Genomic DNA, 19,362 nt, shown 5'->3' with positions numbered 1-19,362 from the left:
CGCCTTATTGAATCGGGCCTTCCTGCGCGTGAGCGGCCGCCCGCTCTTCAGCCTGCTTTTTCTTCGCCAGATGGTGTCCGACGATACATCCGCCAACCGCGCCGACAACCGCGTGATGGCCCGCATAGTGACCCGCGACACCGCCGACCACGGCACCCTTCAGACAGCCGGCCGCGGAAGCCGAACCTGCGAAACCCGCCAGCGCAAGAGCCAGTAAAACGAGAGAACAAGACGATTTCTTCATGATGATGTATCGGTGTGAAGCTTGAAACGTAAGGCGAAATACGCCTCATCCTGGGTCCGGCCGGTGGAGCCTTTGCAGCCCTTCCGGCACGGACGCAGGATTGTACGACGGTCAATATTTACTGGCAGGCCTTGCCAGCGTCGGCGCGGTAGCCCTTGCTCTTCGCGTCCGCTTCGCTCATGTACGAGCCGTGCTTGGTTTTGCCGTAGTACTTGTCACCCGGGCAGTGGTAGACCTTCGTGCTGGTGTTGACCCACACCTGGCCGGGGCCGCCGCCAGGGGCTGCCTGGGCGGTGCTGGCCGCTGCAGGCGCCTTGGAGGGTGCCGCTTTGGCGCTGCTGGCTGCCGCCGGCGCCATGGCCGGTGCTGCTGCCGGAGCCGAAGCCGCGGCTGCGCTCGACGCTGCGCCGTACCAGGTCTGGACACCTTTATGACCCTTGCACGCACCCTTCTTCGTCGCACCGGAATAGAACGAGCCGTCCTTGCAGAGACCCGTCGTGCCGCTCGGCGCGCTCGCGGGAACCTGCGCATAGCTGGCGCTCGCTGCGAACAGGCCGGCCACGGCGGCCATGGAGAGAATGAGTTTTTTCATCGTTTTGATCCTGTTGACCTGCCGCGGCATCGCCGCGTTCATCGGGGAGGCGCAGACAATCCGGCCTGCTAGAGAGCCGTGCATGCTGCGGTTTTTGTACGCGCATGAGCGCGACCCTGATAAAACGCGCGAGCCCCGTGATCGGCTGACGTGCCGCTTCCCGGAGACTGTCAAATATTGCCAGGCCAGGCCGACGGGGGATGCTAGCTTGCTTCTTCGCGATACATCGACAGCGCCGCGACAGTTTCCCGCAGCATCGCGGTCGCTGCGTCGAGCGCGGGCGCGACGTATTCGTCGATACGCCGCAGGTACGGACAGGTCAGCACGGCGATCGCCTGCCCGGACGGCCCGAGGATGGGGAACGTGACATCGGTGACGCCGAAGATCTGCTGGCTGTCTTTCTGCGAGAACCCCGCCGCGCGGATCCGCTCGCAGGTCGCCTCGAGCGCTTCCTCGTCGATCGTCACTTCGCCTTTCACCTTCGTATGCTCGGCGAGCATATGGGCGCGCTGCTCGGCGGTTTGGAAAGCCAGCATGACGCGGCCCGAGCCGGTATCGATGAGACCGACCCGCGAACCGAGCCGCACCGACATCCCCCACGTGCCCGGACCGTCCACCTGCGCAATCACCAGAAGATTGCCGCGGTCGTACACCACCAGGTGACACGACTGTTCCGCGCGGTCTGAGAAACGCTGCATCAGCGGCAGCGCTTCGTAGATCAGCCGGTTCATCGGCGGGTGCCGGTGCGCAAGCGCATACAGCTTCAGGCTCAGCGAATAGCGGTCGCCCCCCGCCGAACGCACCACATATTGACGGGCGACCAGCCGCTCGAGCATCCGGTACATCTCGCTCGCATTACGTCCCAGCAGCTTGGTGATCTCGGCGCGCGTCAATCCATCTTTCTGCTCGGCCAGCAGTTCGAGGATATCGAGCCCCTTGTCCAGCGCGGGCGCCCGGTAACGGTCGGCGTCGTCTCTTTCTTCCGCATCCATCATCGGTGGAGTTCCATGTGTCGACCTGAGTTGGCGCTTTGGTGCTTACGCCGCTCCCATGCAAAGCAGTGCAGGTTTCATTGTCATCTGGCGCGTGAGTGTAGAGCGCAATTGGCGCGTGCGGCCAGGGAAAGTACGGACGGCTGTTACACCGGACATGCCTTGACTTCGAATGATGCATATATGAATAATACGTTCATTGGTGAATTGTCGTGCACCAATATCGATAAGAACGAAGAACGCGCAGGGCGATACGCCGGCCGCTGAGCGGAGCGGCGGGGTAGTTCAACAACACCTATCAGGAGACAAGACATGACGTTCGCTAAGGGGCCGCGCGCGGCCCATCGCTTCATTCGTGGCGCTTTATCAGTTGGGGTAGCGGCCACATGCGTGGCCGGCCTCGTGACGAGCGGCGCTGCCCGCGCTGCCGATTCGGGCAAGATCGGCCTCGATCTGCCGCTACTCACCTCGCCGTTCTGGCAGTCGTACAACAACTACCTGCCCGTCTACGCGAAGCAAAGCGGGCTCGACATCCTCGCGCCGGTCAATTCCAACGGTGACCCTGCACAGCAGATCACCGATATGAACAACATCCTGAATCTGGGTGCGAAGGGCATCGTCGTCGGTCCGCTGGATTCGGCTGCGATCAGCCGCGCGCTCGACGCCGCCTCCGCCAAGAACGTGCCAGTGGTGGCCGTAGACGTCGCGCCGACGCAAGGCAAGGTCGCGATGGTGGTCCGCGCCGACAATCACGCGTACGGCGAGATGGCCTGCAAGTACATCGGCGAGCATGTGAAGTCCGGCAAGGTCGTGCAGATCGAGGGCGATCTGGCGTCGGTGAACGGCCGTGACCGTTCGGAGGCGTTCCGCACATGCCTGAAGCATTACCCGTCGCTATCGCTGCTGGAAATTCCGGCCGCGTGGAAGGGCGACGTCGCGGCCACCGCGCTCGACAGCCTGTTGACCGCCAACCCCGACGTGAAAGCGATCTACATGCAGGCAGGCGGGGTTTATCTGTCGCCCACTCTACAGACGCTGCGCCGCAAGCAGATGCTGTTTCCGGTGGGTGACGCGAAACACGTCGTGATTGTCAGCAACGACGGCATTCCGCAAGAGTTCGAGGCGATCCGCAAGGGTGAGATCGACGCCACCGTTTCGCAACCGGCTGACCTGTACGCGAAGTACGGCCTGTTCTACATCAAGGCCGCGCTCGCCGGACAGACCTTCAAGCCGGGTCCGACCGATCACGGCAGCACGATCATCCAGATCGCGCCGGGCATGCTGGAAGATCAGTTGCCGGCACCGCTCGTGACGAAGGCGAATGTCGACGACAAGAACCTGTGGGGCAATACGGTCAAATGAGTGAGCTCATGCACGCGCCTGGCGTTGTGGCGGCTGCCTCTGGCCAGGCGATGGTCGAAGCGCTGGAAGTGACCAAGCGCTTCGGCTCGTACGCCGCACTGAACGACGTGAGCATCCGCGTGATGCCTGGCGAGTCGCATGCACTCGTCGGGCGGAACGGGGCCGGGAAATCGACGCTGGTGTCGATCCTCACCGGCCTGCGCAAGCCGGATACCGGCGAGGTGCGCTTCGGCGGCGCGCCGGCGCCTTCGCTCGCCGACCGCGATGCCTGGCGCGAGCGTGTGGCCTGCGTCTATCAGCATTCGACGATCATCCGCGACCTCAGCGTCGCGGAGAATCTGTTCATCAACCGTCAGCCTGAACGGCGCGGCATGATCGACTGGCAGGCCATGCGCCGCGACGCGCGTGAACTGCTCGATCACTGGAAGATCGACGTGCGCGAAGATGCGCGCGCGGGCGATCTGAGCGTCGAGGCACGTCAACTGGTGGAGATTGCGCGGGCGCTGTCGTATGGCGCGCGCTTCATCATTCTCGACGAGCCGACCGCCCAGCTCGACGGCGATGAAATCAAGCGGCTGTTTCGTCGCATCACCGAGTTGCAGCGCGAAGGCGTGACATTCCTGTTTATCTCGCACCATCTGCAGGAGGTGTACGAGATCTGCCAGGCGGTGACGGTGTTGCGCGATGCGCGGCATATCGTCAGCGCGCCGGTTTCTGCGTTGCCGCGCGAGCAACTGATCGAAGCCATGACCGGCGAGCGCGGCGGCCTTGAAGTCGCCGACGCTGCTTCGCGCGAGCCGCTACCGGCCGATACGAAAGTGGCGCTGGAAGTCGCGGGTCTCGGCGGCGCCGATTACGAAGACGTGTCGTTCACGGTGAAGCGCGGCGAGGTCATCGGTTTGACTGGCGCGACGAGTAGCGGCCGCACTAGTGTCGCGGAAGCGATCGCAGGGTTGCGCTCGCCGACCCGTGGCGACATTCGCGTAGCAGGTAAGTCGTTGCCGCGTGGTGACGTGCCGGCGGCGCTGGCGGCCGGTATCGGCTGCGTGCCGAAAGACCGGCATCACGAAGGCCTGGTGCTGACGCAATCGGTCGCGGAAAACGCCTCAATGACGATCACGCGCCTGCTCGGCAAGTTCGGCCTCGCCTCGCCCGCAAAGAAGAACGCGTTCGGCCAGAAGATGATCGAGGCACTCGGCATCGTCACGCCGGGCCCTGAACACGTCGTATCGGGCCTGTCCGGCGGCAATCAGCAAAAGGTCGTGATGGCGCGTGCCTTGGCGACTGATCCGAACTTCCTCGTGCTAATCGACCCCACCGCCGGCGTCGACGTGAAATCGAAGGAAGCGCTGCTGTCTGTCGTGGACCGTGTGCGTGAAGAGGGCAAAGCGGTGCTCGTGGTCTCGGGCGAACTCGATGATTTGCGTACCTGTGACCGCGTGCTGGTCATGTTTCGTGGCCGCGTCGCGGCCGAATTTCCCGCGGGTTGGCAGGACCACGACCTGATCGCATCCGTTGAAGGAGTCAGTCTCCATGAAGAATAGTGTGCCTAGCCCTGCATTCGCTACGGCTCAAGGAGCGGCCGGCGCGCCTGCCGCGCGCAGCCGCCGGGCGCGGATCGAGCTCGCGCGTCTGCGCGACCTCGCGTTGCTGCCCGCGCTTGCTTTACTGCTTGTGATAGGTGCTTTCGTCAGCCCGAGTTTCTTGACCAAGGCGAATCTGATCAGCGTGCTTGGGGCCTCCGCGGCGCTCGCGCTCGTCGTGCTCGCCGAATCGCTGATCGTGCTGACCGGCAAGTTCGATCTGTCGCTCGAGTCGACGGTGGGGATCGCACCCGCTGTCGGCGCGATGCTCGTCATGCCGGCGGCGTCCGCCGGTTTTGGCTGGCAATGGCCGGCTGCGGCAGGTCTGTTGGCGATTCTCGTCGTCGGCGCGGTGATTGGTTTTATCAACGGCTTCCTGGTGGTGCGCTTACGGCTCAATGCGTTCATCGTCACGCTCGCGATGCTGATTGTGCTGCGCGGCATGCTCGTGGGCGCCACCAAGGGCGGCACGCTGTTCGATATGCCGCCGTCGTTCTTCACCCTCGCCACCACGATCGTGCTTGGGCTGCCTGTCTCCGTGTGGCTCGCCGCAGTGGCCTTCGCTGTCGCCGCGTTCATGCTGCGCTACCATCGTGTTGGGCGTGCGCTGTATGCGATCGGCGGCAATCCGGAAGCGGCGCGCGCGGCCGGAATTCGCGTCGAACGCATTACGTGGGGCGTGCTCGTGCTGGGCAGCGTGCTGGCGTCGCTTGGCGGCCTGATCGTCACCGGCTACGTTGGCGCGATCAACGCGAATCAGGGCAACGGCATGATCTTTACCGTGTTCGCGGCGGCAGTGATCGGCGGCATTTCGCTCGACGGCGGCAAGGGCACGATGCTCGGCGCGCTATCCGGCGTACTATTGCTGGGTGTCGTGCAAAACCTGCTGACGCTCGCACAAGTGCCGTCGTTCTGGATTCAGGCCATCTACGGCGCCATTATTCTCGGCTCGCTGATGGTGGCGCGCCTCGCGAGCGGCGAAGGCCAGAACTAAAACGGACCCATTGCGGAGACAATTTTGAGCAGCCCATCGCATACCGACGCCCGCCTGATCCTGCTAAGTCCGCAGGACAACTGCCTGATTGCAGGGGCGCGGCTCGAAGCCGGCACCGAGCTTGAGATCGAAGGCGAGCGCGTCACGCTCGCCAAGACGATCGAGCTTGGTCACAAAGTCGCACGCGGCGCGCTGGCGAAAGACGACAAGGTGCTGCGCTACGGCGCGGTCATCGGTCACGTGACCGGAGCCGTCGCGCGCGGCGAGCATCTTCATACCCACAACCTCGAAAGCGACTACCTGCCCACGTACACGCACGATGCAGGTCACGAGTTCGTGCATCATTGATGCGGTGCAATACCGCGCTGGAACGATCATGACTGACACTTCCGAAGCAACGGTCTCCACGACCGCCGGCACGCAGCCGATGCTGCAAGGCTATTTGCGCAGCGACGGCCGCAAGGGCATCCGCAATGTCGTTGCGGTCGCGTATCTCGTCGAGTGCGCGCATCACGTGGCACGGGAAATCGTCACACAGTTTCGCGAACCGCTCGATGCGTTCGATGACCCCGCAGCCGAGCGTGATCCGGCGGTTCATCTGATCGGGTTTCCCGGCTGCTATCCGAATGGCTATGCGGAAAAGATGCTCAAGCAGCTCACTACGCATCCGAATGTGGGTGCGGTGCTGTTTGTGTCGCTCGGTTGCGAGAGCATGAACAAGCACTATCTCGTGGACGTGGTGCGCGAGAGCGGCCGGCCCGTGGAAGTGCTCACGATCCAGGAAAAGGGTGGCACCCGCAGCACGATCCAGTATGGCGTGGACTGGGTGCGCGATGCGCGCAAACAATTGGCGGCGCAACAGCGCGTGCCGATGGCGCTTAGCGAACTGGTGGTCGGCACGATCTGCGGCGGCTCGGACGGGACCAGCGGCATCACCGCGAATCCCGCCGTGGGCCGCGCGTTCGATCATCTGATCGAGGCTGGTTCGAGCTGCATCTTCGAAGAAACGGGCGAACTGGTGGGCTGCGAGTTCCATATGAAAACGCGCGCCGCGCGGCCGGAATTGGGCGATGAAATCGTCGCCTGCGTGGCGAAGGCCGCGCGCTACTACTCGATTCTCGGCCACGGCAGTTTTGCGGTGGGGAATGCAGACGGCGGGTTGACCACGCAGGAAGAGAAGTCGCTCGGCGCGTATGCGAAGAGCGGGGCGTCGCCGATTGTCGGCATCATCAAACCGGGCGATGTTCCGCCGACCGGCGGCCTTTATCTGCTCGACGTGGTGCCGGATGGCGAGCCGCGCTTTGGCTTTCCGAACATTAGCGACAATGCCGAGATCGGCGAACTGATCGCCTGCGGAGCGCACGTTATCCTGTTCACGACCGGACGTGGATCGGTGGTGGGCTCGGCCATTTCGCCGGTCATCAAGGTGTGTGCGAATCCGGCGACCTATCGCAATCTCGCGGGTGATATGGATGTCGACGCGGGCCGGATTCTCGAAGGACGTGGCACGCTGGAAGAAGTCGGCCGCGAAGTGTTCGAGCAGACGGTGGCGGTGGCGCAAGGTGTAGCATCGAAGTCCGAAACGCTTGGGCACCAGGAGTTTATCCTGACGTACAAGACATTCGAGCCGGTTGGCCCGGCGTGTCTACCGTCGAGCGCGGGGTCTGCGCAGCGGGTGGTGGAGATCGCTTCGCATTAAAACTGCATGAGGCGCGAGTAAGCGCTAAAGCGCTAACTCGTGTCGACAATGGAGACATCTGCATGACAGCAGCGATTGATTCAAACGTCGTAAAGCGCCGCCAGATTGGCCGGCGCGATCTGCAGGTGAGCGGGCTCAGTCTGGGCACGGCGCCGCTCGGCGGCCTCTACCACGATCTGACGGAAGAACAGGCACGCGCCACGGTTGCCGCAGCCTGGGACGCAGGTGTGCGTTTCTTCGACACTGCGCCGCATTACGGCCATACGAAAGCCGAGCACCGGCTGGGCGATGCGCTACGTCGCTATCCACGTGACCAGTATGTGCTGTCCACCAAGGTCGGCCGGCGCTTTGTGCCGCGCACCAACCCGTATGACGGCAGCGAAGGCTGGCAAGACCCGCTGCCGTTCGAGGCCATCTTCGATTACACCCACGACAGCATCCTGCGTTCGTTCGAGGACAGCCAGCAGCGGCTGGGCATCGTCGAGATCGACATCCTGCTGATCCACGATATCGGCCGCGTCACACACGGCGATAAGAATCCGGTCTACTGGAAGCAACTGACGGAAGGCGGCGGCTTTCGCGCGCTCGATGAATTGCGCTCGGCGGGTGTGGTCAAGGCTGTTGGCCTTGGTGTCAACGAAGGCGCGGCGGTTCTCGAGATGATGGCGGATTTCGACATCGACTGCGCGCTGTTGGCGGGCCGCTATACGTTGCTGGAACAGGCAACGCTCGACGACCTGTTGCCCGCCTGCGAGGCGCGCGGCGTAAGTATCCTGCTAGGCGGAGCATTTAACTCGGGCATTCTGGCGCGCGGTGTTCAAGGGGATCTGAAGTTCAACTATGGCGCTGCGCCCAAAGAAGTGATCGAGCGCGTGGCGCGGCTCGAAGCCGTATGCCGCGCGCACGATGTACCCTTGGCCGCGGCGGCGCTGCAGTTTCCCTACGCTCACCCAGCCGTCGCAACCGTGCTGACCGGGGCGCGCAGTGTCGAAGAATTGCGCGAGAACGTCGCTTCGTTCGATCGCCCGATTCCTGCTGAACTGTGGACGGCATTGCGCGACGAAGGTCTGCTGGATCCGCGGGCGCCGGTGCCCAAGGATTGACTACCCATGCACATCGACGCTCACCAGCATTACTGGGATCCGGCCCGCGGCGATTATGGCTGGCTGACGCCCGATCTGAAATCGCTGTACCGGACCTTCGGGCCACAAGATCTCGCCCCGCTGCGTGAGCGCGCCGATGTGCAGCGTACGGTCGTCGTCCAGGCGGCGCCCACGGTTGAAGAGACCCGCTACCTGCTCGATCTCGCGCGCGAAGAGGCGTCGATTGCGGGCGTGGTCGGCTGGGTGCCGATGTTGTCCGACGATGCACCCGCCCTGATCGCTGAACTCGCACGTGACGCGAAATTCAAGGGCATCCGGCCGATGCTGCAAGACATCGCTGACGACGACTGGATCGCCAATCCCGATCTCGCACCCGCCGTCGAAGCGCTGATTGCTCACGACCTCGCGTTCGATGCGCTGATTTTTACGCGCCATGTCGACGCCCTCGAAATCTTCGTCAAGCGCTTTCCCAAGCTGCGCATCGTGGTCGATCACGGCGCCAAGCCGCCGATTCGCGACGGCGGCCATACAGGCTGGCAAAGTTGGGCCGACGGCATCACACGTCTCGCCAGCTTGCCGCACGTCCATTGCAAACTCTCCGGGCTTGCGACTGAGGCCGCGTCCGGCTGGACGGAGGCCACGTTGCAACCCTATGTCGACCATCTGCTGAAGTCATTTGGTCCGGCGCGTCTGATGTGGGGCAGCGATTGGCCGGTACTCGATCTGAACGGTGACTACCTGCTATGGCATTCGGTGGCGAATACACTGCTCAGCGGATTATCCGACGCGGAACGCGAAGCGGTGTTCGGCGCGAACGCGACGGCGTTCTACCGTCTGTGAAATTCATGGCAAGCTATCCCGTATAAAACTTCGCAAGCCATTTCAACTGGAGCCGTAGATGACACAAAGACTGGCCGGGAAGACGGCCCTGATTACTGCCGCCGGACAAGGCATCGGTCTTGCCACCGCCGAACTTTTCGCCAGCGAAGGCGCGCGGGTGATCGCTACCGATATCCGTATCGATTCGCTCGTCGGCAAGCCGGTCGAGGCGCGCAAACTCGATGTGCTCGACAAGGCCGCGATCCACGCGCTGGCCGCCGAACTCGGCCCGATCGATGTGCTGTTCAACTGCGCAGGATACGTCCACGCCGGATCGATTCTCGAAGCGACGGAAGAAGATTGGGACTTCGCGTTCAACCTGAACGCCAAGGCGATGTACCACACGATTCGCGCGTTTTTGCCGGGAATGCTGGAGAAGGGCAACGGTTCGATCATCAATATGTCGTCGGCGGCGTCGAGCGTAAAGGGCGTGCCGAATCGCTTCGTGTACGGCGCGTCTAAAGCGGCCGTGATCGGTTTGACGAAGGCCGTCGCTGCAGACTTCGTCACACGTGGTGTACGCTGTAACGCGATCTGCCCGGGCACGGTGGCTTCACCGTCGCTCGAACAGCGGATTGCGGCACAGGCGCAGGCGCAAGGCGCCACCGTCGACGCGGTGCAGGCGGCGTTCGTCGCCCGCCAGCCGATGGGCCGCGTCGGCAAGACCGAAGAAATCGCGGCGCTGGCGCTGTATCTCGCCTCCGACGAGTCGGGCTTTACTACCGGCCAGGCGCACGTGATCGACGGCGGTTGGTCGAACTAGCCTGTTTTTTCACTGAACACTCTGGATAGATAGGGAAGTGCAACGATGAAACTGCTTCGTTATGGGCCGAAAGGTCAGGAAAAACCCGGCTTGCTCGACGCGCAGGGCAAGATTCGCGATCTGTCGAAGGTGGTGGCCGATATCAATGGCGACACGCTGACGGACGCCGGTCTCGCGCAACTGCGCAAGCTCGACCCGGCATCGCTGCCGGTGGTCGAAGGCAATCCGCGCCTTGGGCCGTGCGTTGGCCGGATCGGCAAGTTCATCTGTATCGGCCTGAATTACGCCGATCACGCGGCCGAGTCGAATCTGCCGGTGCCTACCGAGCCGGTCGTGTTCAACAAGTGGAATAGCGCGGTCAGCGGCCCGAACGACGACGTCGAGATCCCGCGCGGCTCGAAGAAGACCGACTGGGAAGTCGAACTGGGCGTGGTGATCGGCAAGCCGGCCAAATACATTGATGAGGCGAACGCGCTCGACTACGTCGCCGGTTATTGCGTGATCAACGACGTCTCCGAGCGCGAATGGCAGATCGAACGCGGCGGTACGTGGGATAAGGGCAAGGGCTTCGACACGTTCGGCCCGATCGGCCCGTGGGTTGTCACGCGCGATGAAGTCGCCGATCCGCAGAACCTGAACTTGTGGCTCGAAGTGGACGGCCACCGTTATCAGAACGGCTCGACCAGGACGATGGTGTTCACCGTCGCGAAGCTCGTGTCGTATCTGTCGCAGTGCATGAGCCTGCAACCGGGCGATGTGATCTCGACCGGCACGCCGCCGGGCGTCGGCATGGGCGTCAAGCCGAACCCGATTTATCTGAAGCCGGGTCAGACTATCCGCCTCGGTATCGAAGGCCTGGGCGAGCAGCAGCAGAAGACTTACGCAGCAGAGTAATCCCTCAAGGCGACGGCACCGTTTCCCCGCCGTCGCCGATCCGGTTGATTGTCCCCTGCGCGACGGCGACGAGCCGCTCGCGATCGCCGTCCATCACAAAGATGTTGCACTGACAGGTCGCCTGATGCCGCCCGGCATAGACGACCTGCGCCCGCGCGACCAGCATGCCGTTCATCGCGGGCCGCAGATAATTGATCTTGTACTCGCCCGTGACGACCCGCGGCCCGAGTGCGAGCGCTCCGGCGAACGTGAGCGCATTGTCCGCCAGGTAACTGATCACTCCCCCGTGAACGAAGCCGTGTTGTTGCCGCAACTCGTCGCGAATCGGCAGGCATAGGGTCACCTCGTTGGCACTGGTGTGCATCAGCTCGGCGCCGAGGAGCATGCTGAAGGGCTGGGCATGGAGTGCGCCTCGTGCCCGGTCCAGTAGATCTGTCATCGTCGAATCCTTCGGGGCGATGCCCGTGGTGGCGTCCCTACCCACTCTAGGAAGCCCGTACGCGCCACGTCAAGGTGAATCGCAAAAATGACGCGCGGATTATTGTGTAAATCAATGTCAATAGAGTGATTGCGTCGCGAATCAGCTTGCAAGACAGTCTTTCACCGGGTTTTGCTCAAGAGAACGTTGGTGTTGCCGTAAACAGCGTCGTGGTTCTCCCGTCATTCAATGCAATTCAGGTGTTCACGATGTTTAGCAAGATCAAGGTCGCATCCGGCCTGCTGTGTGTTTTGGCCGCTTTTTGCCTGCTGCAACTGGTGACGGAAGGTTTGGGGTTCTGGTCGTTGACGCGTACCCATGACGACGTTGGCGAGCTGTCGAATGTCGCGTTGAATCAGGTCGATGCGGTGAATCGCACTACCCAGGCGCTGATGGACGCGCGCATCAACCTGTCGCGCGCCAGCACACGGATGGTGAAGGGCAGCGCCGAACCGGCCGACATCGTGCAGCACGCCCGCGACCAACTGGTGGCGGCGGATCAGTCGTTCACCTCTTTTACCAATGCCACCAAGACGAGCGACGAAAACAGCGCTCGGGCCGCCGCGCTCACTGACCGTTATCAGAAATATCACTCGGCGCTGGTCGAGCTGACGCAGGATCTCGACTCGGGCAACATCCAGGCCTTCCTCGATCAGCCCACTCAGTCTTTCCAGGACGCCTATCTCGGCGAACTGCATACCTTCGTAGAGTTCGCGGACGCCGCGAACCGGGCTTCTCTCGAGTCGATCGACAGCCGGCTTGCGTTGTTCCGCAGTGTTGGCGCGGCGATCCTGCTGTTGCTGCTGGCGGGTACGGTGGCAGTCTACCTGGCTCTGCGGCGCGGCGTGGTTGCGCCACTCGAAGAGGCGGGCCGTCATTTTGACCGGATTGCGCAAGGCAAGCTGGATCAGGCGATTAGCGCGCGTGGCACCAACGAAATCGGCCGTCTGTTTTCGGGGCTGGCGAGAATGCAGGCAAGCGTCGCGCGCACAGTGAAGACGGTGCGTGAATCGGCTGACTCGATTTACCTGGGCGCTAACGAAATTGCCACGGGCAACGCGGATTTGTCGGCGCGTACCGAGAGTCAGGCTGCCTCGCTGGAGGAAACCGCCTCGAGCATGGAAGAGTTGACTGCGACCGTGCGGCAGAACGCCGATCATGCGCGCGAAGCGAACGCGCTGGCGCAGACCGCACTGGATGCCACTTCGCGTGGCAGTGAGGTCGTGAATCAGGTGGTCGACAAGATGCGGGGGATCGCGCAGAGCTCGGACAAGATCGCGGAAATCATTTCGGTGATCGACGGCATCGCGTTCCAGACCAACATCCTCGCGTTGAACGCGGCGGTCGAAGCGGCACGGGCAGGCGAGCAAGGACGTGGCTTTGCGGTGGTGGCAGGGGAAGTACGCGGGCTCGCGCAGCGCAGCGCACAATCGGCCAAGGAGATCAAGACGCTGATCAGCGAGTCGGTCACAGAGATCAAGGGTGGCTCGACGCTCGTCGAGCACGCGGGCGGCGCGATGCGCAATGTCTCGGAGTCGATCTCGCGTGTCACGCAGATGATGGCGGAGATCAGCGCATCGTCGCTCGAGCAGAGCACTGGCATCGAGCAGGTCAACCAGGCCGTGGTGCAGATGGACGAGATGACGCAGCAGAACGCGGCGCTGGTCGAAGAAGCTGCTGCGGCCGCGGCCTCGTTGCATCAGCAGACGCAGCAACTGAAGGCGGCCGTCTCGGTGTTCGAGATTTCCGATGTCGTCCTAAGGATGCAGCAGTTCGACGAGTTGCGCGGCGAGCACGAGCGGGAGTTTTCGTTCGGTGCAGCGGTTTAAGCAGGCTTTTCTTAGGTTTATCCAGATCTAGCCGCGTCAGGCAGGCAGCGCTGCATACGCGGTGGCGAGATGATAAGGCGTCGTCGACGGCATGTCGGCGCGCGAAACCTCGCCTGTAGCCGTTTTGCACTCGTACCATCCTTGCGGGTGCAGAAAGCGTTGCTGGAAATGTTCGATCTGCCTTGGCAAGACAGCGCGCGCCGCGTCGTCATTCCGTGTAGCTAGAGCGCGCAGATATTCGCTCTGTGCCCAGATCCGCTGCGTCGCGTCCTTGACGCGCCCAGCTTCGTCGAGCGATGCAGCGACGCCGCCTGTCACCGGATCGACGCCATGCTGTTGCGCAAAGTCAAAAGCGCGCGTCAGAGCCTCGTCGAGTCCCGATCCTTCCAGCAACGTACCTGCCTGTTTGACCAACCAGAACCATTCGAACTGGTGACCCGGCTCCAGACGATTGTCATCCGCCCCTAACGGCAGCTCCGCGATGGAGCCCGTCGGCGCATGCACGAAAGTGCGTTCGATCGCGCCTGCCAGTTTGCGCAGCGCTGTATCGAATGCGCTATCGCCGGTCGCTGCGCGCGCGGCGAGCCACGCTTCCGTGAGGTGCATCAAGGGGTTTTGCACAGGCGTGCCGGTCACCGTCGAAAACGTTGCGTCCAACGCGGCGTTGAGCAGACCATCCTGCGCCGCGAAGCGGTCTTCGATCAGCCCCGACGTACTGTGCACCAGGTCCAGCGCATCCCGATTGCCCGAACGCGCGCCGTATTCGGCACACGCGAAGACCAGGAAAGCGTGCGTATAGAGGTCCTTGGTCGTATCGAGCGGCGTACCTTCTGAATCGACGCTATAGAACCATCCGCCCCGCTGCTTGTCTTGAAAGTAGTGCACGAGCGCATCGAACAGGCCTTCGGCGTGGGCCGTATCACCTGCCTGGGAGAAAACGAACAATTGCCGTGCGCAAGCCATCGCGCGGTAGCGTTCGGCCGGCAGGGGGCGATGGCTTTCGGCGCTGACTGCCTCGTACGGCAGTTTCAATGCAATGTTGAAGCCCGGCCCGCGCCAGATGGGCAGAACGACGCGTGCAAAATGATCGCGCAGGGCGGCGGCAAGGGTGATCGCGGAGGCGGGTGTGTTCATGCTATGAATCTGCTTGGGGTAGAGCCGTACAAGGTTGCGGGCGCTGGGTCCGGCAAGGCAGCGCGGGTCCAAGCATAAAGCAAACCGTCAGCGAGGGCACGTTTGCGACCCTCTCAAATGCGGTTCCAATAATTTCAGATAAGGAGGAACAACCATGCTGGGCAATGTCGAACTGGTCTCGCGGCTGGTGTTGGCCGCGGCGCTTGGCAGCGTCATCGGTATCGAGCGTGAGCGGCTGTCGTGGGCCGCGGGCTTGCGCACGCACATGCTGGTGTGCGTCGGCTCGGCGCTCATCATGATTGTCTCCGCGTTCGGTTTTGCCGATGTGCTCGGCGCCCAGAACGTCGTACTGGATCCCTCGCGGATGGCTGCCCAGGTGGTCTCCGGTATCGGCTTTCTGGGAGCGGGTTCGATCCTGATGCGCGGCGAGATCGTGCGCGGGCTGACGACTGCGGCGAGCCTGTGGTCGGTGGCGGCGATCGGGCTGGCGGTGGGCGGTGGCATGTACACGGCGTCGATCGCGGCGACCATCATCATCCTGATCATCCTGGCGGGGATCAAACCGCTCGAGCGGCGTTTCATCACAGTCAAGCAGCGGCGTCAGCTGACGTTGCTGGTCGAGCGCGGTGCGCTCACGTTTCACTCGCTGCACGATGCGCTCGGCGCGGCGAGCCCGCGTGTCAAACAGTTCGTGATGCAACAGAGCGACGATGCGCCCGAGTTCGATGTGGTGATGATCACGCTGCACCGGGTCTCCTCAACCGAATATGCTGCGATTCGCGATCGCTTGCGTGAACTGCCTTGCGTCAAGGAGCTTCGCGAGGACGATCCGACGGTTTAAATCGGCGATGGGCTTTAGCTGGCGCGGTTGGCCGTGAGACAATGCGCTCTCGAAAAAACTGATGGCATTTTGTAGCGGCATTCGGCGCCCGGTGGCCGGCGACGACCGCTTCTTTCTCTATGGCAGATTCCGCAGCATCCACGCAGTCCCGTACACCCCGCGCCGGCTCGAAGAAGCGGCGCGCCAATACCGTCTCCACCGAGACCGAAAATAAACTGGCACGCGCTGCCCGCTCGGCGCAGCGCTTAGCCCAACTGAGCGACGCGTCGCGCGACGACAGCACGCTCGACATGTTCCCCGACGATCCCACCCGCGCGACGCTGGAGGCGATGAATATCGACATCCGGCAAGGCACGCTGCATGGCTTTGAATTGCCGGACATTGTACTGGCTGCGGTTGGTGCGGCGACCAGTCTGGAGGGCGCGGCGAGCACTTCGTCCGAAGCGCGGGCGGCGCGCCGTGCGCCGCGTGAGAGGACCGAAGCGGCTTATGCGGCGGTGCCGTTGGCCGGGTTTGAACGTATCGAGCCGACGCAGAAAGTGAGTGCGCCTAAGGATTTATCTTCCGATGCTGCGGGCGCTGGCGGGGTGGTGCCTGAAGTGGTAGACGTGGCGGATGGGCAGGCGATACGGGTGGACGATTCGCAGCAGACCTCGCCGGCTGTTAGCTCGACGCTCGTCTCACCGTCGATGGCGGCGGCGAGCCTGGTGCGCAGCGTGACCGCACGGCGTCCGAGCGGCGATTCATCGTTCAGCCCGACTGTGCCGGCTACGTCGATCGCCACGACTACGCCGAGCCCACCGACTACGCCGACCTCCACGGCCGACAATTCTAAGCCGGCGGCTTTGCCGTCTCAGCGCATTGCTGCAAGCTTTGCGAAGTCAGCAACCGCCTCCAGCGAGACGGCGGATGTGAACGGCGAGGCATTGGATCGCGCGTCGACTGGGCCCACGACGGTGGAGGCCAAGCCCTTGCCCAACGACGCGGCGGGATTATCCACCCCGCCGGCGAGCGCACCGGAACTCGACCGGGCTCGCGCGACGGCATTCGCCGACACAGTCGACGCGCTGTACGGCGTGATCTCCGATCAGCGCCACGCGGCGACCGACCATACGCGCCGGATGAAATGGATGCTGTCGATCGTCGTCGGGGCGCTGCTGATGACTGTGGCGATCGGCATCACGCAGACCGTTCTGCTGATGCGTCTGACTCGTGAAACCACGGCGCAGCAGCACCGTATCGAACAGTTGATGCAGAACGAGCAGACGGCAATGACGAGTCTGCTCGACGCACACCTCGCAATGGCGAATCCGGTAGCAGGTGCCGCGTCTACTGCCGCGGCGCCGATTGCGACGCCTCCTCCCGCTGTTGCTACCGCGGCGCCTGCTGCTGCACCCGCCAGCAAGCGAAAAGCGCACACGCACGCTCACAAGCCTAAAGCGCTTCCCGCTGCCCACTGATCGAATCGGGTCGGAAGACGCGATGCCGCTTGCGGCATCCGTCGCCCGCTCAACCTGTTGCCCCTCTTGTCGTCTCGCAAGGCCAAGCCACCACGCCGCTTTCAAAGACACGGCGCGCCGACGCTCGCAAATGATAGGTGCGGTAAGGCGAGGCGACGCCAGCACGCCTCCTGAGGCGAATCGCGGGATTTAAACTTGCATTGTCAAAGCACAAACGATGGCCGGACCCCCGGCCGGCTTTCTGACGAGCGCAAGATGGCGACCAGCGAACACAAATTTTCAATCGACGAACTGATTCAGGCGCTGCTGCGCGCCCAAGGCATCCACGAGGGTCACTGGGCATTGAATGTCGAGTTTCTGGCGAGCGGCACCGCCGCGAATTCCCCGACCGACCCCGCAAAGACGTTGCCGGCGCTGTTGGTATCGGTCGTTAGCGCCACGCTGGTCCGTACCGAAAATGCCGCGCGGGGTACGTTGGACGCAGCCGTCGTCAATCCGCGCAAGCGTGTCGCAGCGGCGAAAACCGCGCGGACAAGGAAGGCGCACCCCAGTACGCTGCAATGATCGCGGAGCTGATAGGGCCGAATCGCGTGTTGTTCGCCTGCGCGCCGGCATAGCTTTCTTGTTGTAATGACGCAACGCAACATCCCGTCGAATGGGTGCGACAAGCGACCACAGTCAAAAAATGTTGCAACGCACTAGCTTTTCCCTAGGGAAAACCCCTATAATGCTTCTTAAGGGAAAACCCTAGCAACCAATCAACCGGGAGTCGCCATGAGCGTTATCTTTGCATTGTTCCAAAAGGTCAGCGACCTCTTCGCGTCGCCCCATCTGCCGATGGATTCGGATTACTCGTACGAAGCGCGTAGCCGCGAAGCTGAACGTCAGCGTCGTGCGCAGTCCACGCTGTTCGGCATCAAGCTGAGCGACTAATTCGCTCAGGTCTGGCGCGGTGAGCCGCGCCGGGTGCGCGCCCTTGGCGCGCGCTGCTGCATACGAGCCACGGCCTTGCCGTGGCTTTTGTTCGTTTACGGCCTGGCATTCGTGCATCTACGGGCCTGAATTAGCTGTCAGAAGAAAAAACAGGGCTTTCGAATGCATTGCTGAATATTTCAACGCCGAAATGAATGTAACGATGACTGACTGCCGTAGCGCGCTGGATCGGCGTAGAGGGGCTCGCCAACGTGCGAAAAAGCTTGCACTTTCCCGACGGAAAGGCTCGTTCATCGATCCCCGAATATTGATACTTCTTCTTACAAGCGCTCACGTCTTTAATCGTTTGGCCCCGTTAAAGTTGTTTTCAAGCGCAGGGCACCGGGCGTCGTGGCGATCAGCCAGCCTGCACCTGAGCAAACCTTGAATCGGAGGTCTCACTATGAAAACGTTGAACAAGACATCGCGTACCATCCTCGCCGCTCTGGTAGCTGGCGGCGCATTGCTCACCGCAGGCAGCGCTTTCGCACAGGCAGACCGCGTCGTGATTTCGGCGCCGGGCCCGGTTGCAACTTATGACCAACCGCGAATGATCCCGGTGGGCGTGCAGATCGATATCGGCTGGCACGGCGACCGTTATTGGGACGGCCATCGTTATTGGGCGCACGACGACTGGATGCGTCACCACCCGCACGATCGGGATCCGTATCGGCACGACGACCACCGTCAGTAATGGTGCGGTGGTAACGGCGCCTTTGGCGCCGATGTGAGGTCTGACGAGGCCGGTCTCTCATGATGAGGGGCCGGCTTTGTCGTTTTGCAATTCCGCCCAGGTCGCCAGATTGCTAAAATATGCGCAAATAGCGTATATTTCGAGATGAGAGCCGTTTTTGTCGAGTTGGTAGCATTCCGGAAGCATCGTAGCGACTATCTGTCGGATGATGAATACAGGTTTTTGCAAGAAGAGTTGCTTGCCGAGCCTGGCGCTGGAGATGTCATTAGAGGCACGGGTGGTCTGCGCAAGCTTCGTTTTGCCGATAAGCGGCGAAACAAGGGCAAGCGTGGCGGTCTGCGCGTGATTTACTACTATTGGGTCGGTGGCTTCCAATTCTGGATGTTCACGCTCTACGACAAAGACGAAATGAGCGATCTAACGAACGACGAGCGCAAAGAGCTGGCGCGCATGCTCGAAGTCGAAATTGCGCAACGGAGTGCACGATGAAGCGGAACCTGTTTGCCGAATTGAAGGAAGGCATGGCTGAACTTGCCGGCGAACGCGAAGGCAAACTGACGCTGCGCACGGTAGACGTCGAGGTTCCTGACGCACTTGACGTTTCGCCGGAGGAAATCAGAACTGTTCGAGAGGCGCTACACGCATCGCAGGCGGTGATGGCTCGACGTTTGCGCGTTAATCAGCGTACGTATCAGAATTGGGAGCAAGGAAAGGCAAAGCCCAATGCGCAAGCGGCCGTTTTGATCAAGCTGGTCGAGAAACATCCAGAGACACTGAGACTGCTCGAAGCACTGTGACTTCCTAAGTGATTAGGCCGCCTTCGGGCGGTTTTTTATTTCCGCTATGTGT

General features: G+C 62.3%; 22 protein-coding genes. 17 read left to right on the top strand and 5 right to left on the bottom strand.

What is annotated here, in order from left to right; translation table 11 throughout:
* Nucleotides 1–4: 4 nt before the first annotated feature.
* From P3T20_RS33740 to P3T20_RS33730, 3 genes are all read right to left on the bottom strand, one after another.
* On the bottom strand, nucleotides 5–244 hold the full coding sequence (locus P3T20_RS33740; protein ID WP_074266671.1) for a hypothetical protein: 240 nt from the start codon (nucleotides 242–244) through the stop codon (nucleotides 5–7).
* Between the two features lie 118 nt (nucleotides 245–362).
* On the bottom strand, nucleotides 363–836 hold the full coding sequence (locus P3T20_RS33735; protein WP_429289138.1) for a DUF3761 domain-containing protein: 474 nt from the start codon (nucleotides 834–836) through the stop codon (nucleotides 363–365).
* A 203-nt stretch (nucleotides 837–1,039) separates the two neighbouring features.
* Nucleotides 1,040–1,828 (bottom strand): IclR family transcriptional regulator, encoded by a 789-nt coding sequence (locus P3T20_RS33730; protein WP_429289193.1) that lies wholly within the window; start codon nucleotides 1,826–1,828, stop codon nucleotides 1,040–1,042.
* A gap of 312 nt (nucleotides 1,829–2,140) precedes the next feature.
* Between P3T20_RS33730 and P3T20_RS33725 the strand changes: the two genes are divergently transcribed.
* From P3T20_RS33725 to P3T20_RS33685, 9 genes are all read left to right on the top strand, one after another.
* Nucleotides 2,141–3,190 carry a sugar ABC transporter substrate-binding protein gene (locus tag P3T20_RS33725; protein WP_429289137.1) on the top strand — a complete coding sequence of 350 codons (1,050 nt, stop codon included), beginning with the start codon at nucleotides 2,141–2,143 and terminating at the stop codon, nucleotides 3,188–3,190.
* Nucleotides 3,191–3,198: 8 nt separating this feature from the next.
* On the top strand, nucleotides 3,199–4,734 hold the full coding sequence (locus P3T20_RS33720) for a sugar ABC transporter ATP-binding protein (protein WP_429289136.1): 1,536 nt from the start codon (nucleotides 3,199–3,201) through the stop codon (nucleotides 4,732–4,734).
* Nucleotides 4,724–5,767, top strand: a complete 1,044-nt coding sequence (locus P3T20_RS33715; RefSeq protein WP_429289135.1) for an ABC transporter permease — start codon at nucleotides 4,724–4,726, stop codon at nucleotides 5,765–5,767. Before P3T20_RS33720 ends, P3T20_RS33715 begins: the two co-directional genes overlap by 11 nt.
* A gap of 24 nt (nucleotides 5,768–5,791) precedes the next feature.
* The gene (locus P3T20_RS33710) at nucleotides 5,792–6,115 is read left to right on the top strand and encodes a UxaA family hydrolase (RefSeq protein WP_429289134.1); all 324 of its coding nucleotides are present in this window, start codon (nucleotides 5,792–5,794) and stop codon (nucleotides 6,113–6,115) included.
* A gap of 28 nt (nucleotides 6,116–6,143) precedes the next feature.
* On the top strand, nucleotides 6,144–7,466 hold the full coding sequence (locus tag P3T20_RS33705; protein WP_429289133.1) for a UxaA family hydrolase: 1,323 nt from the start codon (nucleotides 6,144–6,146) through the stop codon (nucleotides 7,464–7,466).
* A 62-nt stretch (nucleotides 7,467–7,528) separates the two neighbouring features.
* Nucleotides 7,529–8,569 carry an aldo/keto reductase gene (locus P3T20_RS33700; protein ID WP_429289132.1) on the top strand — a complete coding sequence of 347 codons (1,041 nt, stop codon included), beginning with the start codon at nucleotides 7,529–7,531 and terminating at the stop codon, nucleotides 8,567–8,569.
* A 6-nt stretch (nucleotides 8,570–8,575) separates the two neighbouring features.
* Nucleotides 8,576–9,409, top strand: a complete 834-nt coding sequence (locus P3T20_RS33695; protein ID WP_429289131.1) for an amidohydrolase family protein — start codon at nucleotides 8,576–8,578, stop codon at nucleotides 9,407–9,409.
* A gap of 58 nt (nucleotides 9,410–9,467) precedes the next feature.
* On the top strand, nucleotides 9,468–10,211 hold the full coding sequence (locus tag P3T20_RS33690; RefSeq protein WP_074266663.1) for an SDR family oxidoreductase: 744 nt from the start codon (nucleotides 9,468–9,470) through the stop codon (nucleotides 10,209–10,211).
* Nucleotides 10,212–10,256: 45 nt separating this feature from the next.
* Nucleotides 10,257–11,105: an ureidoglycolate lyase gene (locus P3T20_RS33685; protein ID WP_074266662.1), complete on the top strand. Its 849-nt coding sequence runs from the start codon at nucleotides 10,257–10,259 to the stop codon at nucleotides 11,103–11,105.
* Between the two features lie 4 nt (nucleotides 11,106–11,109).
* Here the strand turns inward: P3T20_RS33685 and P3T20_RS33680 are convergent, their stop codons facing one another.
* Nucleotides 11,110–11,544 carry a PaaI family thioesterase gene (locus tag P3T20_RS33680; protein ID WP_074266661.1) on the bottom strand — a complete coding sequence of 145 codons (435 nt, stop codon included), beginning with the start codon at nucleotides 11,542–11,544 and terminating at the stop codon, nucleotides 11,110–11,112.
* Nucleotides 11,545–11,792: 248 nt separating this feature from the next.
* On the opposite strand from P3T20_RS33680, the gene P3T20_RS33675 reads away from it, so the two are divergent.
* Nucleotides 11,793–13,412: a methyl-accepting chemotaxis protein gene (locus P3T20_RS33675; protein WP_074269239.1), complete on the top strand. Its 1,620-nt coding sequence runs from the start codon at nucleotides 11,793–11,795 to the stop codon at nucleotides 13,410–13,412.
* A gap of 36 nt (nucleotides 13,413–13,448) precedes the next feature.
* Here the strand turns inward: P3T20_RS33675 and P3T20_RS33670 are convergent, their stop codons facing one another.
* Nucleotides 13,449–14,546, bottom strand: a complete 1,098-nt coding sequence (locus P3T20_RS33670; RefSeq protein ID WP_074266660.1) for an AGE family epimerase/isomerase — start codon at nucleotides 14,544–14,546, stop codon at nucleotides 13,449–13,451.
* Nucleotides 14,547–14,700: 154 nt separating this feature from the next.
* Here P3T20_RS33670 and P3T20_RS33665 point away from each other — a divergent pair, with 154 nt between their 5' ends.
* The 7 genes from P3T20_RS33665 (at nucleotide 14,701) to P3T20_RS33635 (ending at nucleotide 19,310) form a co-directional block, all read left to right on the top strand.
* Entirely contained in the window at nucleotides 14,701–15,387 is a 687-nt protein-coding gene (locus tag P3T20_RS33665) for an MgtC/SapB family protein (RefSeq protein ID WP_074266659.1), read from the top strand.
* Between the two features lie 119 nt (nucleotides 15,388–15,506).
* Complete coding sequence (locus tag P3T20_RS33660) at nucleotides 15,507–16,847, top strand: hypothetical protein (RefSeq protein WP_074266658.1); 1,341 nt, start codon at nucleotides 15,507–15,509, stop codon at nucleotides 16,845–16,847.
* Nucleotides 16,848–17,102: 255 nt separating this feature from the next.
* A complete protein-coding gene (locus P3T20_RS33655) occupies nucleotides 17,103–17,411 on the top strand; it encodes a hypothetical protein (RefSeq protein WP_074266657.1) in 309 nt (102 codons plus the stop codon).
* Between the two features lie 210 nt (nucleotides 17,412–17,621).
* Nucleotides 17,622–17,780 (top strand): hypothetical protein, encoded by a 159-nt coding sequence (locus P3T20_RS33650; protein WP_167379418.1) that lies wholly within the window; start codon nucleotides 17,622–17,624, stop codon nucleotides 17,778–17,780.
* Nucleotides 17,781–18,222: 442 nt separating this feature from the next.
* Complete coding sequence (locus tag P3T20_RS33645; RefSeq protein ID WP_074266656.1) at nucleotides 18,223–18,513, top strand: hypothetical protein; 291 nt, start codon at nucleotides 18,223–18,225, stop codon at nucleotides 18,511–18,513.
* 144 nt (nucleotides 18,514–18,657) lie between these two features.
* Nucleotides 18,658–19,002 carry a toxin gene (locus tag P3T20_RS33640; protein WP_074266655.1) on the top strand — a complete coding sequence of 115 codons (345 nt, stop codon included), beginning with the start codon at nucleotides 18,658–18,660 and terminating at the stop codon, nucleotides 19,000–19,002.
* A complete protein-coding gene (locus P3T20_RS33635; protein ID WP_074266654.1) occupies nucleotides 18,999–19,310 on the top strand; it encodes a helix-turn-helix domain-containing protein in 312 nt (103 codons plus the stop codon). The genes P3T20_RS33640 and P3T20_RS33635 overlap by 4 nt, the downstream gene beginning before the upstream one ends.
* Nucleotides 19,311–19,362: the final 52 nt, after the last annotated feature.

This window comes from Paraburkholderia sp. GAS206C (genome assembly GCF_050435645.1).
GTDB classification, from domain to species: domain Bacteria; phylum Pseudomonadota; class Gammaproteobacteria; order Burkholderiales; family Burkholderiaceae; genus Paraburkholderia; species Paraburkholderia phenazinium_B.
The sequence above is the reverse complement of the archived record's forward strand: the minus strand, read 5'-3'. Positions and strand labels throughout refer to the sequence as shown.

Coding starts and splice junctions, on each gene's coding strand:
- P3T20_RS33675 (WP_074269239.1), top strand. CDS start 11,793: ATGTTTAGCAAGATCAAGGTCGCATCCGGCCTGCTGTGTGTTTTGGCC.
- P3T20_RS33695 (WP_429289131.1), top strand. CDS start 8,576: ATGCACATCGACGCTCACCAGCATTACTGGGATCCGGCCCGCGGCGAT.
- P3T20_RS33640 (WP_074266655.1), top strand. CDS start 18,658: ATGAGAGCCGTTTTTGTCGAGTTGGTAGCATTCCGGAAGCATCGTAGC.
- P3T20_RS33730 (WP_429289193.1), bottom strand. CDS start 1,828: ATGGATGCGGAAGAAAGAGACGACGCCGACCGTTACCGGGCGCCCGCG.
- P3T20_RS33705 (WP_429289133.1), top strand. CDS start 6,144: ATGACTGACACTTCCGAAGCAACGGTCTCCACGACCGCCGGCACGCAG.
- P3T20_RS33690 (WP_074266663.1), top strand. CDS start 9,468: ATGACACAAAGACTGGCCGGGAAGACGGCCCTGATTACTGCCGCCGGA.
- P3T20_RS33740 (WP_074266671.1), bottom strand. CDS start 244: ATGAAGAAATCGTCTTGTTCTCTCGTTTTACTGGCTCTTGCGCTGGCG.
- P3T20_RS33680 (WP_074266661.1), bottom strand. CDS start 11,544: ATGACAGATCTACTGGACCGGGCACGAGGCGCACTCCATGCCCAGCCC.
- P3T20_RS33715 (WP_429289135.1), top strand. CDS start 4,724: ATGAAGAATAGTGTGCCTAGCCCTGCATTCGCTACGGCTCAAGGAGCG.
- P3T20_RS33735 (WP_429289138.1), bottom strand. CDS start 836: ATGAAAAAACTCATTCTCTCCATGGCCGCCGTGGCCGGCCTGTTCGCA.
- P3T20_RS33650 (WP_167379418.1), top strand. CDS start 17,622: ATGAGCGTTATCTTTGCATTGTTCCAAAAGGTCAGCGACCTCTTCGCG.
- P3T20_RS33670 (WP_074266660.1), bottom strand. CDS start 14,546: ATGAACACACCCGCCTCCGCGATCACCCTTGCCGCCGCCCTGCGCGAT.
- P3T20_RS33725 (WP_429289137.1), top strand. CDS start 2,141: ATGACGTTCGCTAAGGGGCCGCGCGCGGCCCATCGCTTCATTCGTGGC.
- P3T20_RS33655 (WP_074266657.1), top strand. CDS start 17,103: ATGGCGACCAGCGAACACAAATTTTCAATCGACGAACTGATTCAGGCG.
- P3T20_RS33660 (WP_074266658.1), top strand. CDS start 15,507: ATGGCAGATTCCGCAGCATCCACGCAGTCCCGTACACCCCGCGCCGGC.
- P3T20_RS33700 (WP_429289132.1), top strand. CDS start 7,529: ATGACAGCAGCGATTGATTCAAACGTCGTAAAGCGCCGCCAGATTGGC.
- P3T20_RS33645 (WP_074266656.1), top strand. CDS start 18,223: ATGAAAACGTTGAACAAGACATCGCGTACCATCCTCGCCGCTCTGGTA.
- P3T20_RS33685 (WP_074266662.1), top strand. CDS start 10,257: ATGAAACTGCTTCGTTATGGGCCGAAAGGTCAGGAAAAACCCGGCTTG.
- P3T20_RS33635 (WP_074266654.1), top strand. CDS start 18,999: ATGAAGCGGAACCTGTTTGCCGAATTGAAGGAAGGCATGGCTGAACTT.
- P3T20_RS33720 (WP_429289136.1), top strand. CDS start 3,199: ATGCACGCGCCTGGCGTTGTGGCGGCTGCCTCTGGCCAGGCGATGGTC.
- P3T20_RS33665 (WP_074266659.1), top strand. CDS start 14,701: ATGCTGGGCAATGTCGAACTGGTCTCGCGGCTGGTGTTGGCCGCGGCG.